The 20,040-nt window shown below is 68.3% G+C and carries 18 protein-coding genes; 10 read left to right on the forward strand and 8 right to left on the reverse strand.

Annotated elements, in window-relative coordinates; translation table 11 throughout:
- Positions 1 to 182: 182 nt before the first annotated feature.
- Both ABIC50_RS31830 and ABIC50_RS31835 read right to left on the reverse strand, forming a co-directional pair.
- Positions 183 to 410, reverse strand: coding sequence for a zf-HC2 domain-containing protein (locus ABIC50_RS31830; protein ID WP_354168728.1), 228 nt, complete (start codon positions 408 to 410; stop codon positions 183 to 185).
- Positions 391 to 987 (reverse strand): RNA polymerase factor sigma-70, encoded by a 597-nt coding sequence (locus tag ABIC50_RS31835; RefSeq protein ID WP_006751665.1) that lies wholly within the window; start codon positions 985 to 987, stop codon positions 391 to 393. Before ABIC50_RS31835 ends, ABIC50_RS31830 begins: the two co-directional genes overlap by 20 nt.
- Positions 988 to 1,352: 365 nt before the next feature.
- Here ABIC50_RS31835 and ABIC50_RS31840 point away from each other — a divergent pair, with 365 nt between their 5' ends.
- Positions 1,353 to 1,907 (forward strand): NADPH-dependent FMN reductase, encoded by a 555-nt coding sequence (locus ABIC50_RS31840; protein WP_011659898.1) that lies wholly within the window; start codon positions 1,353 to 1,355, stop codon positions 1,905 to 1,907.
- Positions 1,908 to 1,952: 45 nt separating this feature from the next.
- Here ABIC50_RS31840 and ABIC50_RS31845 read toward each other — a convergent pair whose 3' ends face one another.
- Complete coding sequence (locus ABIC50_RS31845) at positions 1,953 to 4,193, reverse strand: hybrid sensor histidine kinase/response regulator family protein (protein WP_175677618.1); 2,241 nt, start codon at positions 4,191 to 4,193, stop codon at positions 1,953 to 1,955.
- Positions 4,194 to 4,662: 469 nt separating this feature from the next.
- On the opposite strand from ABIC50_RS31845, the gene ABIC50_RS31850 reads away from it, so the two are divergent.
- The 3 genes from ABIC50_RS31850 to ABIC50_RS31860 are packed head-to-tail and all read left to right on the forward strand — an operon-like array spanning position 4,663 to position 6,624.
- Complete coding sequence (locus ABIC50_RS31850; RefSeq protein ID WP_040138947.1) at positions 4,663 to 5,031, forward strand: response regulator; 369 nt, start codon at positions 4,663 to 4,665, stop codon at positions 5,029 to 5,031.
- Positions 5,024 to 5,650 (forward strand): chemotaxis protein CheC, encoded by a 627-nt coding sequence (locus tag ABIC50_RS31855; protein ID WP_006751669.1) that lies wholly within the window; start codon positions 5,024 to 5,026, stop codon positions 5,648 to 5,650. Before ABIC50_RS31850 ends, ABIC50_RS31855 begins: the two co-directional genes overlap by 8 nt.
- Entirely contained in the window at positions 5,647 to 6,624 is a 978-nt protein-coding gene (locus ABIC50_RS31860) for a GGDEF domain-containing protein (protein ID WP_354168730.1), read from the forward strand. The genes ABIC50_RS31855 and ABIC50_RS31860 overlap by 4 nt, the downstream gene beginning before the upstream one ends.
- Before the next feature lie 33 nt (positions 6,625 to 6,657).
- Here the strand turns inward: ABIC50_RS31860 and ABIC50_RS31865 are convergent, their stop codons facing one another.
- Positions 6,658 to 7,542, reverse strand: coding sequence for an alpha/beta fold hydrolase (locus tag ABIC50_RS31865; RefSeq protein WP_175669172.1), 885 nt, complete (start codon positions 7,540 to 7,542; stop codon positions 6,658 to 6,660).
- Between the two features lie 218 nt (positions 7,543 to 7,760).
- Here ABIC50_RS31865 and ABIC50_RS31870 point away from each other — a divergent pair, with 218 nt between their 5' ends.
- From ABIC50_RS31870 to ABIC50_RS31890, 5 genes are all read left to right on the forward strand, one after another.
- A complete protein-coding gene (locus ABIC50_RS31870) occupies positions 7,761 to 8,093 on the forward strand; it encodes a hypothetical protein (protein WP_006751672.1) in 333 nt (110 codons plus the stop codon).
- A gap of 260 nt (positions 8,094 to 8,353) precedes the next feature.
- Positions 8,354 to 9,202 carry a presqualene diphosphate synthase HpnD gene (gene hpnD / locus ABIC50_RS31875; RefSeq protein WP_175656827.1) on the forward strand — a complete coding sequence of 283 codons (849 nt, stop codon included), beginning with the start codon at positions 8,354 to 8,356 and terminating at the stop codon, positions 9,200 to 9,202.
- 4 nt (positions 9,203 to 9,206) lie between these two features.
- Positions 9,207 to 10,460, forward strand: a complete 1,254-nt coding sequence (hpnE, locus tag ABIC50_RS31880; RefSeq protein WP_175733837.1) for a hydroxysqualene dehydroxylase HpnE — start codon at positions 9,207 to 9,209, stop codon at positions 10,458 to 10,460.
- A 15-nt stretch (positions 10,461 to 10,475) separates the two neighbouring features.
- Positions 10,476 to 12,449 (forward strand): squalene--hopene cyclase, encoded by a 1,974-nt coding sequence (shc, locus tag ABIC50_RS31885; protein WP_175664341.1) that lies wholly within the window; start codon positions 10,476 to 10,478, stop codon positions 12,447 to 12,449.
- A 3-nt stretch (positions 12,450 to 12,452) separates the two neighbouring features.
- Positions 12,453 to 13,160 (forward strand): phosphorylase, encoded by a 708-nt coding sequence (locus ABIC50_RS31890; RefSeq protein ID WP_175664340.1) that lies wholly within the window; start codon positions 12,453 to 12,455, stop codon positions 13,158 to 13,160.
- Positions 13,161 to 13,270: 110 nt separating this feature from the next.
- Here the strand turns inward: ABIC50_RS31890 and ABIC50_RS31895 are convergent, their stop codons facing one another.
- Positions 13,271 to 14,275: an MlaA family lipoprotein gene (locus ABIC50_RS31895; protein WP_354168732.1), complete on the reverse strand. Its 1,005-nt coding sequence runs from the start codon at positions 14,273 to 14,275 to the stop codon at positions 13,271 to 13,273.
- A complete protein-coding gene (hpnN, locus tag ABIC50_RS31900) occupies positions 14,268 to 16,901 on the reverse strand; it encodes a hopanoid transporter HpnN (protein ID WP_175697856.1) in 2,634 nt (877 codons plus the stop codon). The genes ABIC50_RS31895 and hpnN overlap by 8 nt, the downstream gene beginning before the upstream one ends.
- 330 nt (positions 16,902 to 17,231) lie before the next feature.
- Between hpnN and ABIC50_RS31905 the strand changes: the two genes are divergently transcribed.
- Complete coding sequence (locus tag ABIC50_RS31905) at positions 17,232 to 17,828, forward strand: MlaC/ttg2D family ABC transporter substrate-binding protein (protein WP_041491702.1); 597 nt, start codon at positions 17,232 to 17,234, stop codon at positions 17,826 to 17,828.
- 110 nt (positions 17,829 to 17,938) lie between these two features.
- Here ABIC50_RS31905 and ABIC50_RS31910 read toward each other — a convergent pair whose 3' ends face one another.
- Both ABIC50_RS31910 and ABIC50_RS31915 read right to left on the reverse strand, forming a co-directional pair.
- On the reverse strand, positions 17,939 to 18,583 hold the full coding sequence (locus ABIC50_RS31910) for a response regulator (protein WP_011659886.1): 645 nt from the start codon (positions 18,581 to 18,583) through the stop codon (positions 17,939 to 17,941).
- A 31-nt stretch (positions 18,584 to 18,614) separates the two neighbouring features.
- Positions 18,615 to 19,994 carry a cache domain-containing protein gene (locus ABIC50_RS31915; protein ID WP_126226285.1) on the reverse strand — a complete coding sequence of 460 codons (1,380 nt, stop codon included), beginning with the start codon at positions 19,992 to 19,994 and terminating at the stop codon, positions 18,615 to 18,617.
- Positions 19,995 to 20,040: the final 46 nt, after the last annotated feature.

Consider the following 20,040-nt stretch of genomic DNA (forward strand, 5'->3'; position numbering starts at 1 on the left):
CGACCCGAGCGACCCGAGCGACCCGAGCGACCCGAGCGACCCGAGCGACCCGAGCGACCCGAGCGACCCGAGCGACCCGAGCGACCCGAGCGACCTCCCGCGTCACCCCGTCAACGTCGACAAGAACATCCCCCGGCAAGCCGCCGCAACGCATGACCGCGAACGACACAGCCCCAGCCAACTCACCCCCGCTCGTCCCCCGCCGACGATCCATCCCGCCCATCTCCCACACTCCGCCCCCCCGCCGCCTGCGCCGCCGCCCGCAGCACCGCAATCTGCCCGCGATACGCCCGGCATCCACTGCAAGCCGGCAGATGCACGCGCACCTGCAGACGCTCATGCAGCGTCAATGACCGGTCGAGCGCATCCGACAGCAGTCGCGTCACGTCCCTACATTTCCCCGGCAGCATCTTCGGTCGTCAGTCCTTTTTCGCTGAGGCAGGTGCGCAGGCGCGTGCGCGCCCGATACAGCAGCACGCTGCAATGGTTCGTCGTCAACGTCAGTTCGGTGCAGATGTCGTTGATCTCGACATCGAGGAATTCGCGCATCATGAATACGCGCCCGATGTGTTCCGGCAGGTGATCGAGACACACCTGGAACAGCGTCCAGAATTGCTGTTGCTGCAATAGCGTCTCGGGGCGCGGCCAGGGCCGCGGCTTCGTATGCGCGGCCCAATGCCCGTTTTCCTTGAACAACTCGCGATCGAGCGCGGATTCGCCGTCGAGCTCGGCATCGAGCGCGGACAGGCTCACCGTCCGCTGCCGCGCGCGCAGGATGTCGATCAGCTTGTTGCGCAGGATCCCGAACACCCAGGTCTTGTGCGCGGACCGTCCCGCGAACTCGCCCGCGTGCGACCACGCGGCGGTCAGCGCTTCCTGCACGGCATCCTCGGCCGCATCGGCGTCGCGCAGCTGGAGTCGCGCGAAGCGCAGCAGGTCGCGCCGCAGTTGCGTGAGATAGGGAGGATCGTCGTACGCGGACGGCATGGCGGGTCGGGAGCCTTACGAAGCGGAAGCAATCGCGTGCGCCACCGGGCGGCGCGCTGCGAGCAGCTTACTGGGCGCGACGCCGCGCTGCAACGCATGTTCCGTCACGATTTCATGAAGCCGGCCGACGCGCTGCGCTATGCTTGCCGGAACCTTGCGTCGCGTGGCACGAAATCGCGATGCGGGCGGTTTGTAACATCAGACCATAACGATCGAGTTATCCACAATTTCTGTGGAAAACCTTGTGGAAAGTCGGGCGGTCGGCCCCGTGGGACGGTTCGCGGGCTGGCTTGCCTATAAACAGACCTTTGTCGCCTGTTTCGAATCAATCGATCCGATTCTTCACTCACCGGAAGGAGAAAGCCATGTCCTATCGTGTTGCCGTCGTCGTCGGCAGTTTGCGTCGCGGTTCCTGGAATCGCGCGCTCGCGCACGCCGTGATCTCGCTCGCGCCCGCCGATTTCTCGTTCGAATTCGTCGAGATCGGCGAACTGCCGCTGTATAGCCAGGACTACGACGCGGATCTTCCGGACGTCGCGAAGCGCTTCAAGGCGTCGATCGAAGCGGCCGACGCGCTGCTGTTCGTCACGCCCGAGTACAACCGCTCGATTCCGGGCGTGCTGAAGAACGCGATCGACTGGGGCTCGCGCCCGTGGGGGCACAACTCGTGGTCCGGCAAGCCGGGCGCCGTGCTCGGCACGTCGCCGGGTGCGACCGGCACCGCGCTCGCGCAGCAGCACCTGCGCAACGTGCTCGCGTATCTCGACGTGAAGACGCTCGCGCAGCCGGAAATGTTCATCAAGCACGACCCGGCGCGCATCGACGACCAAGGCCAGATCGTCAGCGAGGACACCCGCAAGTTCCTGCAGGGCTTCGTCGACCGCTATGTCGACTGGGTGCGCATGCTGAAGTCCGCCTGATCGCCGCACCGTGCGCGCTGCCGGCGCCGCCCCGCGTGACGCGGGTCAGGTGTCGGTGTGCCGCGCATCGCGCGCTTCGCGGATGCCGAGCAGGATCTCGTCGAGCAGCGCGATGTCGAACGGCTTCGACAGCACGCGCACATTGACGGTGCGCGTGCGGTCGAGTTCCTCCGCGTAACCCGTGACCAGGATCACGGGCAGCTTCCCCGGTCGCTTGTCGATCGCTTCGGCGAGATCGATGCCGTTCAGGCGGCCCGGCATGTGGATGTCCGAGATGACCAGGTCGAACGCGTCGTTCGCGGCCGCGCCTTCGATCAGGCGCAACGCGTCGTCGGCGGTGGGCGCATAGGTGACGCGGTGTCCGAGCAGCGTGAGCAGCGCTTCGGTGCCGGCCGCGACTTCGCTGTTGTCTTCGACCAGCAGCACGTGCAGGCCCGCGAGCGCGCTCGTGTCGTGCGCGACGGCCGGCGGCCGCGCGACGATGTCCTCGACGCGTGCACGCGGCAGGTAGAGGCGCACCGACGTGCCGGCGCCGACCGCGCTGTCGATCGTCGCGAGGCCGCCCGAGCGCTCGCAGAACGCGAACACCTGCGGCAGCCCGAGCCCCGTTCCCATCCCCTGCGCCTTCGTCGTGAACAGCGGCTCGAACGCGCGCGCGAGCACCTCGGGCGCCATGCCCGAGCCCGTATCGTCGAGCGAGATCTGCACGAAGTCGCCGGTCAGCGGAAAGCCATCCTCGCGGCGCAGCGTCACGTTGCGCGCGCCGACCGTGAAGCGGCCGCCGATCGTCATCGCGTCGCGCGCGTTGACGGCGAGATTGATCACCGCGAGTTCGAGCTCGGCGACGTCGACGCGGATCGGCCACACACCGGGCTCGATCGCGACGACCAGCGACGACTTCGAACCGAGCGACGTCTTCAGCAGTTCGCGGCATGTGCCGACCCATTGGCCGATGTCGATCGTCTCGTTGTGCAGCGGCTGCTTGCGCGCGACGCCGAGCAGCTGGCGCGTGAGCGACTGGCCGTTCTTCAGCGCGCGTTCGATCGCGCCGAGTTCCTTGTCGAGATGCTGGACGCCGCGCCGCCGCGCGATCTGCACGTTGCTCGAGATGATCATCAGCAGGTTGTTGAAATCGTGCGCGACGCTGCCGACCAGGTTGCCGAGCGCCTGCATCTTGCGCGACTGCCGGTACGCCGATTCGATCGAGCGCCGCATCGACGCTTCCGCCTGCCAGCGGTCCCACGCCTCCTCTTCCGCCTTCAGCCGCTTCAGCGACAGCCAGATCACCGACCACAGCGCGATCGACGGCGCGAACATCGAGATGACCAGCACGCTCAAGTGCTCGTACCATTCGCGCCGGATCGCCGACGTGCGGTACGCGCAGGTCACGTACACGGGATAGCTGCCGACCTGGCGGTACGCGACGATCTCGCTGGCGCCGTCGTGGCGCACGCGCACGATGCCCGCGCGCGGATCGTTGCGTTCGTTGCCGAACGTGGTCGTGAGATCGGTGTGCGCGAGCGACGGCGGCGGCGGATACGACGCGATCACCGCGCCGTCGGAGCGCGCGAGCGCCATCGTCATCGGCGTGGCCGCGCCGCCGAGGAGCTCGCGGTAGAACGAATTGAAGTACGACGATTTCAGCGCGATCGACACCATCCCGGCGAACGAACCGTCGCTATGACGGCGCGCGACGCCCGTATTGAACACGGGGATGTTCTCGAGCTTGAGCGGCCCCATCATCAGCCGCGAGATATGTTCGATGACCTTGCCGTCGCGAATGCCGGCGAAGTCGTCGCGGTTCGCGATCGACGCATAGGGCGCCGGATAGTAGAGGCTGTTCGCGAGCAACATGCCGCTCGCGCCGAAGATCGACACCGCGGCCACCTGCGGATAGCCGCCGCCGATCGTGTTCAGCGCTTCGTGGATGTCGGATTCCTGGCGGCGCACGCTCGCGTCATCCATGTCCTGCACGAGGTCGACGATGCGCGCATCGAGCGTCTCGGTCAGGTCGAACACCTTCAGCGCGTGCTCCTCGGCGACGCGCACGGTGCGCATCGTCACGTCGCTCGCCGCGGCTTCGCGTGCCTTCAGGTCGTTGTACGCCATGACCGACACGTAGATGCACGGCAGCACGATCGCGGCGACCAGCAGCACGATCAGCGTCACGCGCCGGACCGCGAAATCGTGCTCGGGCGCGCCGGCCGAATAGCTGCCACCATCCTGCCAGTCGTCGGCAGGCGTGGAGGCGGGCGGATGGGAGTCGGCGGGACGTTCGGACGTCATTGAAGAGAGCGGGTCAAGCTGCGGTGTTCAATCATAAACGAGTTGCGCCCGCCCGCCGTACCCGCCGCAGCGGGGCAACCTGATGATTCCGACAGGGGTAAATCGAAAGTTTGAAAACGCTATGAATCCGGCAGCGCAAACGTACACAAAGAAAAATTTTGCGTGCTTATCTCGAAAATGATCGCGGCTGTTTTCCGAATGCAGGGGGATCGGATCGATTTTGTTCGAAATGGTGAATATGGCGAGTTGCACCGCCTCCGGTTTACTCAGAGAATCGCGCCTTGCTTTCCCTATGACAGATATATGCGCCCGCCGGCGTTTGCGGCGCGGTGTGTCGCGTGCATCGTGCCGCGGCGCCCGCGCGCGTCCGCACGGTGGCTGCCAGCGCTTGATTGCATGGCGCCCCTCAAGAAGCGCGCCGCGCGGTCGTTAACGCGAGAGAGACCATTCCGAATACCGCTTCGCTGCCATGCCTTTGCCGATCGTGATCGCCGACGACTCTTTGCTCGCTCGCAAACTTCTGACAAAGGCACTGCCCGGAGACTGGGACGTCGATGTCGCGTATGCGGCGAATGGTCGCGAGGCGCTGGCGCTCTATCGTGACGGCAAAGCTTCCGTGATGTTTCTGGACCTGACGATGCCCGACATGAACGGCTATCAGGTGCTGGAGACACTGCGCCACGAAGATCTGAACACGTTCGTGATCGTGGTATCCGCCGATATTCAGCCGCAGGCGCAAGCACGCGTGCGCGAGTTGGGCGCGATCGCATTCGTTGCCAAGCCCGTGACGTCGGAGGCATTGCTGCCCATTCTCAAGGAGTATGGGTTGTATGCCTGAATCGGTGTTCACGGCGGAGCAACGCGACGCGTTGCAGGAGATCGCCAACCTCGCGATGGGGCGCGCCGCCGCACGGCTCGCGCTGCTGCTCGGACATTTCATCGAATTGTCGGTACCGCGCGTGCGCGTCGTGAAGGCCGCCGATGCGGGCGACGCGCTGCGCGAGATGACGGGCATCCGCGAGAACGTGACGGCCGTGCGCCAGGGCTTTCGTTCCGACATCAAGGGCGAGGCGATCGTGCTGTGCCGCAGCGCGGGCGTCGCGCGGCTCATGTCGCTGATGGACCGCACGTTCGGCGACGGCGTGTATGCCGGCATGGCGACGCAGGACGAGGTCGTGTTCGATGTCGCGAACGTGCTGATGAGCGCGTGCGTGTCGTCGATCCTCGACGAGCTCGGTCGCAAGCCCGTGTTCTTCCCGCCGGGGCTGCTCGGCGCCAACGTATCGTTCGACGACGTGTTCCAGCCGAACGTGCTCGCATGGAGCGTCGCGTTGCTGCTCGAAGTGAATTTCGGACTCGAGGATCACGCGTTCCGCGCACATTTCGTGATGCTGATGGCCGAGGATTCGATCCGGCTGATGGGCGACTCGCTCGACGCATTGCTGTCCGCGCTATGACCGCTACTACTATTACTACTACCCGCCCCGCCACCACCACCGCCCCCGCGGCGTCGCTGAGCGACCTCGTGATCGAACGGGTGGGCTTCGGCCTGTTCGTGCTCGACCGCTCGATGACCGTGCTGATGTGGAATCGCTTCATGCAGGACCACAGCGGCATCCCGGCTGCCGACGTGATCGGCCGCAACCTGTTCGACTGCTTTCCGGAGCTGCCGCGCGCGTGGCTCGAACGCAAACTGGAGAGCGTGTTCCAGCTCGGCAGCTTCGCGTTCAGCTCGTGGGAGCAGCGGCCCTACCTGTTTCGCTTCGAGCACGACCGGCCGATCACCGGCGGCGTCGACTACATGCAGCAGGACTGCACGTTCATGCCGCTCACGCGCGGCCGCGAGGTCGAGGCCGTGTGCGTGACGATCTCGGACGTCACGCACGTGAGCGTGATGCAGCGCGAGCGCGAGGAAGCGGTCGCGAAGCTGCGCGAGCATGCGAATCGCGACGGCCTTACCGGCATCGCGAACCGGCGCTTCTTCGAGGCTCGGCTCGGTGACGAGTTCGCGCGCTGGCAGCGCTACGGCGGCGACCTGTCGATGCTGCTGTTCGACCTCGATCACTTCAAGACGATCAACGACCGGTTCGGGCATGCGGCCGGCGATGCGGTATTGCGCGAGACGGCGCGCCGCGTCGCGTCGATCGTGCGCTCCCAGGATACGTTCGGCCGCTTCGGCGGCGAGGAATTCGCGCTGCTGCTGCCGTGCACGAATCTCGACGAGGCGATGCGAGTGGCCGACAAGGTGCGCGACGCGATCGGCAGCACGCCGGTCGACGCGGAAGGCGTCAGCGTGCCGGTGACGGCGAGCGTCGGCGGCGCGTGCGCGACGCCGGGCGTGACGGCGTCCGACGTGCTCGTCAACGAGGCCGACACCGCGCTGTATCGCGCGAAGCGGCTCGGGCGCGACCGGTCGATCGCGTACGCGTGAGCGCTGCGTGACCGTGCCGGCACCGCGCGTCGTTCAGCTTTTCGCGATATCCACGAGCACGCCCGCCAGCACGCCCGGCTGCGACACGAACGGCGAATGGCTGCTGTCGAGCTGGTGCACGTGCGTCGGGTTGCCGGGCACGAACGCGTCGGCTTCGTCGATGAAACGCTGCTGCAGCGCGGGCAGGATCACGCGATCCGCCAGGCACTTGATGTAGTGACGGTCGATCGCCCCCCAGCGCGCGGCGGTCGTCGGGATCGCGGTCGCGAACGGCGCGGCCGGCACGTCGCAGGTCATCAGGTTCGCCATCGCCTCGAAGTCGGCCTGCGCCGCGTCGTCGTACAGCGCGCGCTTGGCCAGCGCGCGATACGCGGCATCGCCGCTGCGCGGATCGATCCGCAGCGCGCCGGCGACGCGCGGGCTCGCGAGCATCAGCGGCGCCAGCATTTCGCCCTTGTTCTCGGGCGCGCGCACGTAGTCGAGGCCCGGCACGCCCGACGCGGGCATGAACGCGGCGAGATAGACGATTTTCGCGATCTTCTCCGGCGCGCGTTCCGCCGCGGCCGTGATCGCGAGGCCGCCCATGCTGTGGCCGACCAGCACGACCTTGCCATGGCCGAGCGCGTACGCGTCGTCGACGGCCTCCATCACCTGCGTCGCGTAATCGTCGAGCGTGGTATTCGCGACCGGCGACGGCTCGGCGCCGAAAGCGTCCTTGTCGAGCGGCCGTTCGAGATACGATGCGGGAAAGCGGGCGTTGATGCCGTGTGCGGGCAGATCGCGCGCGATCGACAGGTAGCCGCGCTCGGCCAGCGCGGCCGCGACGTGCGCGTAGCACCACGCACCGTGCCACGCGCCGTGCACCAGCACGAAAACGGGATGGTCGGAGGGTGCGGCGGCGGTTACGTTCGTCTCCATGGTGTCCGTCTTTTTCGAGAAAGATGTTCATCTTAGACGAAGGCGCGTGGCCGAAACGGCGCGCGTCGCGGCGGGCACGCGCCGGCCGAGCGTGTGTGCGCTCGCGCCACTCGCCGCGACGAAGCCCTTTTGTCTCCTACAGGCCACATTTCGTCCTGATCTGATTTGATTTTGCGCCGAAGCGCGCTAATTTGACACTTTGCTTCCGATGGCGCCCCATGAACGTCGACTACCTTTTCTACCGGCGGCCTGACAAGCCCGGCCCCTATTCCCTCGACGACCTGGGCGAGATCGCGCCGCCGATCGGCCCGAGCGACGCGGTGCGCGCGGGCATCACCCGCGTGTTCGACCAGCTCGACTGGCACGAGTCGCCCGACGTCCCGGGCGCGTGGTTCGGCACCGGCGGCGCGTCGTTCCAGTTCACGGCGGAGCCCGACGGCTGCGTGACGAGCTTCATGGGCTCGCGGCTCGAACGCCGCTCGGTGCTGCAGCTGACCCGCGAAATGGGGCTCATCGCGCTCGATCTGCAGCGCGACATCGTCTACGGCTGACGCGCGGCGCGACGCCGGCCCCCGCCGGGGCCGGCCGCACCAGCTCCCGCCAGTCTTTGCGCGGCCCGCCAGGCGCGGCACGGGTCCGCCATCGAACTTCAAAGATTGCTATACTTTCGCCCAATTCCGGCTTCCGGCCGGTAATTTGTGCCTGTCTGCGTCGATCGTTCGCATATCTCGCACGCATTTGACGCCCTGACCAACCCAGCCGGGCATGGCTTCTTCAATCGCCCCGCGTGGGCGTCTCCGTGGAGCTCGTCTTGGCCGTTTCCAATCTCGTCGTGGACGAACAAGAAACCGACGCCGCTGCCGTCACATCGGGCAGTTCTTTCTATTTGGCGATGCGCATCCTGCCGGCGGTGCAGCGCGACGCGATGTTCCAGGTCTACGCGTTCTGCCGCGCGGTCGACGACATCGCCGACAGCGACCTGCCGCGCGCCGAGCGCAACGCGGGCCTCGATCGCTGGCGCGCGGACATCGACGCGTGCTTCGCCGGCCAGCCGCCGCGCCATCTGGTCGCGCTCGAGCGCGAGATTCGTGCATTCGACCTGAAGCGCGAGGATTTCCACGCGATGATCGACGGAATGGCGATGGACGCCGCCGAAGACATCTGCGCGCCGGACGAACCGACGCTCGACCTGTTCTGCGATCGCGTGGCGAGCGCGGCCGGCCGTCTGTCGGTGAGGATTTTCGGGATCCCGGAAGCGCAAGGCATCGCGCTGTCGCACCACCTCGGCCGCGCGTTGCAGCTGACGAACATCCTGCGCGACATCGACGACGACGCGGCGATCAACCGTTGCTACCTGCCGCGCGAGCTGCTCGCGCGCGAAGGCATCGCGATCACCGATCCGGCGACGATCGTGCGCGACCCGGCGCTGCCGCGCGTGTGCGCGACGCTCGTCGAGCGCGCGCTCGAGCATTTCCGCGCGGCGGACGCCGTGATGGATACCTGCACGCGTGCGCAGGTGAAAGCGCCGCGCATCATGTCGGGCGCATATCGCTGCATTCTGGAGGCCGCGATCGCACGCGGCTTCGCCGCGCCGCGCGCGCCGCTGCGCAAGCCGAAGGCGCGCATGCTGATGATCGCCGCGCGTTACGCGCTGTTCTGAGCCGATGCCCAGAACCGTCCACGTGATCGGTGCAGGACTCGCGGGCCTGTCGGCCGCCGTCGAGCTGCAACGTCGCGGGCGGCGCATCGTGCTGCACGACGCGCATGCGCACGCGGGCGGCCGCTGCCGCTCGTGGTTCGACGGGACACTGAACACGACGCTCGACAGCGGGCTGCATCAGGTGTTCGCGGGGCAGCCCGCGACGCAGCGCTACCTGCGTGCGATCGGCGCGGCCGATCAGCTCACGGGGCCCGCGCTGCCTGAATGTCCGGTGGCCGACGTCGCGTCGCAGCAGCGCTGGACGCTGCGCTTCGGCAACGGGCGCTGGCCGTCGTGGCTGTTCGACGCCGCGTCGCGCGCGCCGGGCACCACGCCGCTCGACTACCTCGCGCTGGCCTCGCTCGCGTTCGCGCGCACCGGCCGCTCGCTCGCCCAGACGATGCGATGCGACGGCGTGCTGTGGGATCGTTGGCTGCGCCCCTATTTCCTCGGGGTGCTGAACGTCGAGCCGCGCCACGCGAGTGCCGAACTCGCGCGCGCGGTGCTGTGCGGCACGTTTGCCGCGGGCGGCCCGGGCTGTCGCCCGCTCGTCGCGCGCCACGGGCTCGGTAGCGCCTTCGTCGAACCGGCGCTGCGGATGCTGCAGCACGGCGGCGCGCAGATCCGGCTGAACTCGCGGCTCGACGCGTTCGAATTCGGCGCGCACGGCAATGCGGTCGATGCGGTCACGGTCGGCGGCGAGCGCGTGGATCTCGCGCCGGGCGACGCGATCGTGCTCGCCGTGCCGCCCGAGGTCGCGCAGCCGCTCGTCCCGGATCTCACCGCGCCCGACACGTTCAGCGCGGTCGTGACCGCGTATTTCGCGGTCGACACACAGGCCGGCGGCACGCCGCAGACGACCGTCGTCAACGGTGTGGTCGACGCGGTGCGCGCCGGCGCCGGCATGCTCGCGGCGACGATCCGCGACGCGGGCCGCTGGCTCGACATGCCGCGCGACGCGCTCGCGCGGCGCATCTGGGAAGACGTCGCGCGCGTGAGCGGCGCGAACCCGGAAACGATTCCCGCGTGGCAGCTCGTCGTCGAGCCGCGCGCGGGCTTTGCGGCGGTGCCGTCGCAGGAAATGAAGCGTCCGGCCGCGCGTACGCGCTGGACCAATCTCGTGCTGGCGGGCGACTGGATTGCCACCGGCTTGCCCGCCACGATCGAGGGCGCGATCCGTTCCGGCCAACTGGCCGCGGACGTGCTCCAGACACAGTAAGTAACAGAGGGACCGATGAACGATCTCACCGAAATGGCTACCCTGTCCGCCGGCACCGTGCCGGCCGGGCTCGACGCCGCCGTCGCCAGCGCGACCGATGCGCTGCTGGCCGCACAGAACGCGGACGGCCACTGGGTCTACGAACTCGAGGCCGACTCGACGATTCCCGCCGAATACGTGCTGCTCGTCCACTATCTCGGCGAGACGCCGAACCTCGAGCTCGAACAGAAGATCGGCCGCTATCTGCGCCGCGTTCAGCAGGCCGACGGCGGCTGGCCACTGTTCACCGACGGCGCGCCGAACATCAGCGCGAGCGTGAAGGCGTATTTCGCGCTGAAGGTAATCGGCGACGACGAGAACGCCGAGCACATGCAGCGCGCGCGCCGTGCGATCCACGCGATGGGCGGCGCCGAGATGTCGAACGTGTTCACGCGGATCCAGCTCGCGCTGTACGGTGCGATTCCGTGGCGCGCGGTGCCGATGATGCCGGTCGAGATCATGCTGCTGCCGCAGTGGTTCCCGTTCCACCTGTCGAAGGTGTCGTACTGGGCGCGTACCGTGATCGTGCCGCTGCTGGTGCTGAACGCGAAGCGTCCGATCGCGAAGAACCCGCGCGGCGTGCGCATCGACGAGCTGTTCGTCGACCCGCCCGTCAACGCCGGGCTGCTGCCGCGCCAGGGCCATCAGAGCCCCGGCTGGTTCGCGTTCTTCCGCGTGGTCGACCATGCGCTGCGTGCGGCCGACGGCCTGTTCCCGAACTACACGCGCGAACGCGCGATCCGTCAGGCCGTGTCGTTCGTCGACGAGCGCCTGAACGGCGAGGACGGCCTCGGCGCGATTTATCCGGCGATGGCCAACGCGGTGATGATGTACGACGTGCTCGGCTATGCGGAAGATCATCCGAACCGCGCGATCGCGCGCAAGTCGATCGAGAAGCTGCTCGTCGTGCAGGAGGACGAAGCGTATTGCCAGCCGTGCCTGTCGCCGGTGTGGGACACGTCGCTCGCCGCGCATGCGCTGCTCGAGACCGGCGACGCGCGCGCCGAGGAGGCCGTGATCCGCGGCCTCGAATGGTTGCGCCCGCTGCAGATCCTCGACGTGCGCGGCGACTGGATCTCGCGCCGCCCGCACGTGCGACCCGGCGGCTGGGCGTTCCAGTACGCGAACCCGCACTACCCGGACGTCGACGATACGGCGGTGGTCGCGGTGGCGATGGATCGCGTGCAGAAACTCAAGCACGACGATGCGTTTCGCGATTCGATCGCGCGGGCGCGCGAGTGGGTCGTCGGGATGCAGAGTAGCGACGGCGGCTGGGGCGCGTTCGAACCGGAAAACACGCAGTACTACCTGAACAACATTCCGTTCTCCGATCACGGCGCGTTGCTCGATCCGCCGACGGCCGACGTGTCGGGCCGCTGCCTGTCGATGCTGGCGCAGCTCGGCGAGACGCCGCTGAACAGCGAGCCGGCGCGCCGCGCGCTCGACTACATGCTGAAGGAGCAGGAGCCGGACGGCAGCTGGTACGGCCGCTGGGGGATGAACTACGTGTACGGCACGTGGACGGCCCTGTGCGCGTTGAACGCCGCGGGCCTGACGCCGGACGATCCGCGCGTGAAGCGCGGCGCGCAGTGGCTGCTGTCGATCCAGAACAAGGACGGCGGCTGGGGCGAGGATGGCGACAGCTACAAGCTGAACTACCGCGGTTTCGAGCAGGCGCCGAGCACCGCGTCGCAAACGGCCTGGGCGCTGCTCGGCCTGATGGCGGCCGGCGAGGTGAACAACCCGGCCGTCGCGCGCGGCATCGAGTACCTGATCGCCGAGCAGAAGGAACATGGGCTGTGGGACGAGACGCGCTTTACGGCGACGGGCTTCCCGCGCGTGTTCTATCTGCGCTACCACGGCTATCGCAAGTTCTTCCCGCTGTGGGCGCTCGCGCGCTATCGCAACCTGAAGCGCAACAACGCCACGCGCGTGACGTTCGGGCTGTAACGCGTGGCGCCGACGCAGCACAACGGCACGTTGCCCGTCATCGCCGTCACGGGGATGGCGTTCGAGGCACGCATCGCGCGCGGTCATGGCGTCGAGGCCGTATTCGCCGCGCGCGCCGACCGGCTCGAGCGCGCGCTGGCCGAGGCGACCGCGCGCGGTTGCGCGGGCATCGTGAGCTTCGGCACGGCGGGCGGACTCGCGCCCGACCTCGCGCCCGGCGCGCTCGTGATCGCGGACGCGATCGACGGGCCGTTCGGCCGTGTGCAGACCGATCCGGCCTGGAGCGCGCGGCTCGTCGCCGCGCTGCACGACACGCCGGTGTGGGCGCGCGTCACGCGCGGCACGATGGCGGCGGTTAGCGCGCCGGTGGTCAGCGAGCAGGAAAAGACTTCGCTGCATCGCACGAAGGGCGCGCTCGCCGTCGACATGGAATCGCATATCGCCGCGGCCTTCGCGGCGTCGCGCGGCGTGCCGTTCGCGGTGTGCCGCGCGATCGTCGACCCGGCGTGGCGCACGCTGCCGCGCGCGGCGACGGCCGGCCTGCGCGACGACGGCAGCACCGCGATCCTGCCGATTCTGCGCGAACTGCTGAAGCAGCCGTCGCAGCTCGGCCCGCTGCTGCAGGTCGCGGGCGACGCGCGCGCGGCGCGCACGACGCTGATCCAGGCGCGGCACGCATTCGAGCGTGCGGGCGCGATGCGGATCGTCTGAGCGGCGTTCGCCGCTTCTCCTCTTCCCCCCTTCTTTTTTCGTCCGCGTAGACAAAAAAAAGCGCTGCATGATGCAGCGCTCTTCGGCTTTCCGGCGGATCCGGTGTCGCGTTACTGCGCGGCTGGGCCGCTCGCGGGCAGCGTCGGCATCGCCGGCGCGATCGGCGCGCCGTTGGCGGCCGGCGCTGTCGTCGCACCAGCGGATGCAGCCACCGGTGCCGCGGCAGGCGCGCTCGCGGGCATCGCACCGTCGGCACCCGGATCGTCGTACTGCGGCAACCCCGGCGCGGCCGGCGCGTTGTTCGGCGCCGCGCCCGATGCGCCGCCCGCTTCACCCGGATCCTCGTAGTTCGGCAAGCCCGGCATGGCCGGCGCGGCCGCCGGCACCGCGCCCGCCTCGCCCGGCTCGGTGTAGTTCGGCGGCGTGGCCGAGGCCGACTGGCCGCGATACGTCAGCGACTTGCGCTGCTGCAGATACGCGTCGCGGACGAACGAGTACGGATCGAGCGCCGCCTGCTTCAGCAGGTCGGTCGCACCGAGCAGATCCGAGCGCGCGCTGATGAACTGCGCGATGTACATCGGATTGCGCGCGGCCGGCTCGATGTAGTTCAGCAGGTTGAAGCGGACGTCCACCGCGCGGCCGACGCCGTCGCGGATCGTGCTCGGCCCGAACACCGGCAGCACGAGGTACGGGCCGGACGGCATGCCCCAGCGCGCCATCGTCAGCCCGAAATCCTGGTGATGCTTCGGCAGCCCGGCCGGTGTCGCGATGTCGATCAGGCCGGCGACGCCGAACACCGAGTTCATCGCCACGCGCATCAGATCCTGCGTCGCATCGGTGATGCGCAACTGCAGCAGGTTGTTCGCCATGTTGCCGAGATCGCCGAGGTTCGAGAAGAAGTTGCTGATCGCGGTGCGCATCGGCGTCGGCGTGATCTTCTGGTAGCCCTTCGCGATCGGCACGGCGATGTTCGTGTCGACCGTGTCGTTGAACTTGTACATCGCCCGGTTCATCGGCTCGAGCGGGTCGTTGGGGTTGCGGTTCGGGCCGGTCGCGCAGCCGCTCAGCACCGTGCTGGCAGCGACGGTCGCCGCAATGATTCGCACCTTATTCATTGTTTCCTTGCGATTGGTTCTGGGCGCGTTTGACGCGCGGTTTGCCCATCAGGACGGGCTGAAACACCACGGCGCCGATCAGGGTGCAGGTCAACGCCAGCGCGAGCAGCTTGCCCATGCTCGACGTGCCCGGATGATGCGACAGCCACAGGCTGCCGAAGGCGGTTGCCGTCGTCGCGGCGCTGAACAGCACCGCGTGCGTGAGGCTCGAATGCAGCAGGCCCGTCTGCCCGGCGCGCCACGCCATCACGAAGTACACCTTGAACGCGACGCCGACGCCGAGCATCAGCGGCAGCGCGATGATGTTCGCGAAGTTCAGCGACATGCCGAGCAGCACGCACATCTCGAGCGTCACGAGGCCCGACACGAGCAGCGGCACCAGCGTGCGCAGCACGTCGCCGAAGCGGCGCAGCGTGACCCACAGCAGGATCGTGATCGAGATGATCGACCACAGCGCCGCGTGCAGGAACGCGTTGATGATCGTGTCGGCCGAATGCAGGATCGAGATCGGGCCGCCGGTCGCGCCCGGCTCCGCGGCCTTCACCGCCTTCGCGAAGCGGCGCAGCATCGTGTCGTCGTTCGGGTCGACGCCCTTCGGCACCTTCGGCGAGATCTGCACGAGCGCATGGCCGTCCGGCGCGACCCAGTCGCGCACGATCGGCGGCGGCAACGTTTCGCGCGTGACGTCCTGCGGCTGCAGCAGCGTCGCGAGCTGGTTCAGCGCGATGCGCAGCGTGTCGGAGAACGCGCGTTCGGCGCGGTCGCGCGTCGCGCTGTCGGCGGCGGCGAGCTTCGCGAGCGATGCCGACAGATGCTGGGCGGCGGCCGCGCCCGGGCCCGGGTGATCTTCCGCCGCGTAGCCCAGCAGGTCGGACACGCGCTTGAGCGCGGCGACGCGCTGCGCGTCGGTCGCTTTCGGCGCGGCCGGCTGCGTCAGCGCGGGCAGCAGTTCGCTCGCGGCCGCGGCGATCGCCGCGCGCTTGGCCGGCTGGTCGGCGGGGACGAAGGTCGTGAGCGTCGTCGTGCGGCCGACTTCCGGCAGCGCGTCGAGGCGCTTCGCGGCCGCGTCGGCCTCGGCGAGCGACGGCGCGAGCAGCGTGACGTCGTTGACGGCCGCTTCGGGCGAATCCTTCAGCGCGAGCAGCGTCGCCATCGATTCGCTGTGCGGATCCTTCAGGTGCAGCGGGTTGAAGTCGAAGTGCAGGAACGCGAGCAGCGGCAGCGCGCCGATCACGACCGCGAGCGTGCCGATCAGGATCGGCTTGCGATGGCGATCGAGGAAATCGTCGACCGGTGCGAGCCACGGAAAGCCCGGCGTCTTCGATTCGCCCGGCGGCGCGAACAGGCGCAGCAGCGCCGGCAGCAGCGTGAGCGTGGTCAGCAGCGCGACGAACATCCCGACGCCCGCGATCAGGCCGAGCTCGGACACGCCGCGATAGGCGGTGGGAATGAACGAGAAGAAGCTCGCGGCGACCGCCGTGGTGGCGAGCGCGAGCGGCATGCCCATCGAGTGCGCGGCGCCGATCAGCGCGTGATCGATGCGTTCATCGCGAAAGCGTTCCTCGCGGTACTTCACGCCGTACTGGATCGAGAAGTCGACGCCGAGGCCGACGAACAGCACCATGAACGCGACCGAGATCATGTTCAGCGAACCGACCATCGCGAGGCCGAGCGCGGCCGTCACGACGAGGCCGACGAACAGCGTGACGAGCACCGAGCCGATCATCCGCTTCGAGCGCAGCGCGAGCCACAGGATCACGAGCACGGCGAGCAGCGTGAGTGCGCCATTGAGCGCGGCACCGTCTTCCACAGATGCGAATTCGTCGTCGGCGAGCGGCTGTTCGCCGGTCAGGCGCACGACCGCGCCATAGCGTTGCTCGAGGCCGAGCGCTTGCGCGGTGTCGCGGATCACCTGGGTCGTTTCCGCACCGGCCTTCAGCGCGCCGTAGTTCACGACCGGCTGCACGGTGACGAACGCGCGGGCGGGCTGGCGCGCGGCATCGCTGTCGACCAGCCCGCGCCACGAGAACGCGGCCGGCTTGCCGGCCAGCACGTCGTCGACCGTCGCGGCGCTGCGCGCGAGCAGCTTCGCCATCGCGGGCAACTTCACCTGGCCGGTCAGCAGCGGCTGGCCGAGCGTGGTCGACAGCGTGGTCGCGAGGCCGGTCAGGCTCGGGTTCTTCGCGAGTTCGTTGACGAGCGGACGCGCGCTCGCGAGCTGCGACGTAGTGTCCGACACTTCCTGCGACGACAGGAACAGCAGCCCGTTGTGCTCGAAGAACGGCCCGCCGCCGGGTTCAGCGACCTGACCGATCCGGCCGGCGTCGGCCTGCTTCTGCAGCGCTTCGGTGAGCGTGTGCGCGGCGGCCGTCGCGAATTCGGGCGCCGGCGCCTCGACCACCGCGAGGATCGTGCCGTTGCGTTGCGGGAAGGCCTTGTCGACGGCCTTGCTGAGCGCGGCCCACTGCGGTTCCGCGTCGACCAGTTTGCTGATGTCCGTGTTGATCTTGAAGTGCTGCGCGACATAGACGCCGCTGAAGACGGCAATGACGAGCGACAGCACGACGACCCAGACGGGGCGGCGTACCGACAATGCGACGAGTCGGACGATGAGAGATGTCACCATGTGGCGGTGCGATGGGGCTGGCAAGGGCAAAGCAACGAGTATACCGGCGCCGCGTGACGTCGGTCGCAACGTTGCAGCATGAAGGGGCGGGAAGGATATTTGCTCCGCGGCGAGGGAATCGGCGCGAATGATCGGACCATTGGTAAGCGGATATTTACATAATCGGCCCGAATCGTGCCGCGGCGGCGGTCGTGTGACAAAAGGGGCTCAAAGGTAACAGTCGGTCACCGGGCGGCAGGCGGGCGTTCGGGCCGCTATACTTCGACCCACCGGCCGATGCAATCGATGCAATCCGCCGGCCCGTTTTTTCTCATCGAGTGCGATATCCGTATGAAACGTCATCTGTTTGCTTTCGTCGCGGCGGCCGCCGTGTCGGTTTCCGCTTTCGCGCAGAGCGCGCCGGTCGACATCGTCCGCAATGCGGTCGAGGGCACCGTCAACGCGATGAAGGCCGATCCGGCTGCACGCGGCGGCGACATGGCGAAAATCACGCAAGTCGTCGAGCAGCGCTTCCTGCCGGTGACGAACTTCGAGCGCACGACGCGCATCGCGGTCGGCGATGCCTGGAAGCAGGCCACGCCGCAACAGCAGCAGGAACTCTACAAGCAGTTCAGGGTGCTGATGACGCGCACCTATGCCGCGTCGCTCGCGCAGCTCGGCAACCAGGACGCGAAGTTCTCGTTCAAGCCCGGCGGCGCGTCGGGTGCCGATGCGCTGGTGCAGTCGACGGTCACGACGCCGGGCGACAGCCAGTCGGTCGGCTACCGGCTCGGCAAGGTCGGCAGCGACTGGAAGATCTACGACATCGACATGTCGGGCGCGTGGCTGATCCAGGTCTACCAGGGGCAGTTCAAGAGCCAGCTCGCAACGGGCGGCATCGACGGCCTGATCGCGTATCTGCAGAAGCACAACTCGCGGACGAACTGATCGCCGCTTGCCGATCCGTTTGGGTCGGTATGCATGAAGGGCGCCCTCGGGGCGCCTTTTTTGTTGCGGCGGCGGCTTCGCGTTCGCAATGACGGGGCGCCGGGCGCGCCCTATCGCCGCCGATGCTCGACCGCGAACTTGATCAGCTCCGCCTGCCCCTCGATCTCGAGCTTGCGCTTCAGGTTGAGCCGGTGCGTCTCGACCGTGCGCACCGACAACCCCGTCTGCTGCGCGATCTGCTTGCTCGACAGCCCCTCGGCCAGCGCGTCGAGGATGTCGCGCTCGCGCGGCGTCAAGCGGTCGAGCGGCGACGCGGTCGCGCTCGCCTGGATCATCCGCGCGGCGAGCCCTTCGCTGAAGAACGTCTGCCCGGCCAGCACCGCGCCGATCGCGCGGACGATCTCGCTCGCCGGCGAATCCTTCAGCAGGTAGCCGCTCGCGCCGGCGCGCACGGCCTGCGTCACGTATTCGATGTTGTCGTGCATCGACAGCATCAGCACGCGAATCCCCGGGAAGCGCTCGTGGAACACGCCGGCGAGCGTGATGCCGTTCATCCCGTTCATGCCGACGTCCATCAGCGCGAGATCGGGCTCGAGCGACGCGGCGAGCGCGAGCGCCTCGTCGGCGTTGCCGGCCTCGCCGACCACGGACAGGTCGGCCGCCTCGAGCCGCATCCGCAGGCCGTCGCGCACCAGCGGGTGGTCGTCGACGAGCAGCAGTCGGGCGGCGGGCCGGTCAGTGTCGGGGGCGCTCATGGGCAAAGGTCTCCGGTTATGGTGGTGCTCGTCAGGCGGCGCGCAGCGGCACGCGCGCGGCCACGACGGTGTGACCGACCTGCGACGTGATCGTCAGCGTGCCGCCGAGCGCGTCGAGGCGCTCGCGCATGTTGCGCAGCCCGATGCCGCGGCGCGCATCGGTCTGGGTCCGCTCGGCGTCGAATCCGCAGCCGTTGTCGGCGATGGTCAGCCTGACGGCATGCGCGCCGACGTCGAGCGTGACGGCCGCGCGCGACGCCTGCGCATGATGCACGATGTTGCTGAGCGCTTCCTGTGCGATCCGGAACAGCGCCGTATTGACCGGTGCGGGCAACGGCCGCGCGCCGCTGTGCGCGACCTGCGTATAGCCGATGTCGATGCCGCTCTCGGCGCCGAGTTCGCGCACGAGCTGCTCGAGCGCGGCCGCGAGACCGAGATCGTCGAGCATCGCCGGGCGCAGCGCATGCGAGATGCGCCGCACTTCGCGCAGTGTGTCGCCGAGCCGTCCGACGCCCGTCGCGAGCGCCTGCTCGGCTTCGGGCATGCGCGTTGCGCCGCGCTCGAACCGCGCGAGCGCGGACTCGAGCATCAGCTTCGCGGACACCATCATCTGGCTTATCCCGTCATGCAGCTCGCGCGACAGCCGCTCGCGCTCCTGCTCCTGCGATTCGACGACGCGCTGCGCGAGCTGCTTGAGCTTCGCATCGGCGCTGCGCGATTCGCTGACGTTCAGCACCAGCGCGCACACGGCGATCACCGCCGCGCCGGTCAGCGCGATCGCGGTGAGCCAGCTCATCGTGCGCTCGATGTTCGCGGACGCCCGCGCGTCGATGCGTTGCAGCGCGTTGTCGACGTCGTCGAGATAAATGCCGGTGCCGACCATCCAGCCCCAGCGTTCGAGCGCGACGACGTAGCCGAGCTTCGGCGCGACCTTGCCCGTCGACGGCCGCTGCCACGCGTAGCGCACGTAGCCGCCGCCGTGCGACGCGGCGCCGATGAGCTGCTGGATCGTCAGCGCGCCCTGCGGGTCGCGCATCGACCAGAAGTTGTGGCCGACGCGCTCGGGCTCGCGCGGATGCATCAGCGAATTGCCGTGCAGGTCGTATACGAAGAAATAGCCGTCGGGGCCGAAATCCATCTTCTGCAGCATCGCGAGCGCCTGCGTGCGCAGCAGCGCGTCGTCGCGCGCATTGCGGCCGCTCGCGTCGTACAGCGGCATGATCGCGCTCGTCGCGAGCTCGACGTAATGCTTCAGCTCGACTTCCTTGCTCGACAGGTAGGCGGCCTGGATTGTCGCGTGCTGCGTGCGCGCGAGCGACGTCGCCTGCTGGCGCACGCCGAAGCCGATGCCGGCGATCGCGAGCAGGAACGGCACGATGGCCAGAAGGAAAATCTTTGCCTTGAGTCTCATGGTGGTGCGAAGCAGACGCGGATGCGGGCCGGCGGCCGCGTGTGTC

The organism is Burkholderia sp. 567 (genome assembly GCF_040545115.1).
Classification (GTDB): domain Bacteria; phylum Pseudomonadota; class Gammaproteobacteria; order Burkholderiales; family Burkholderiaceae; genus Burkholderia; species Burkholderia ambifaria.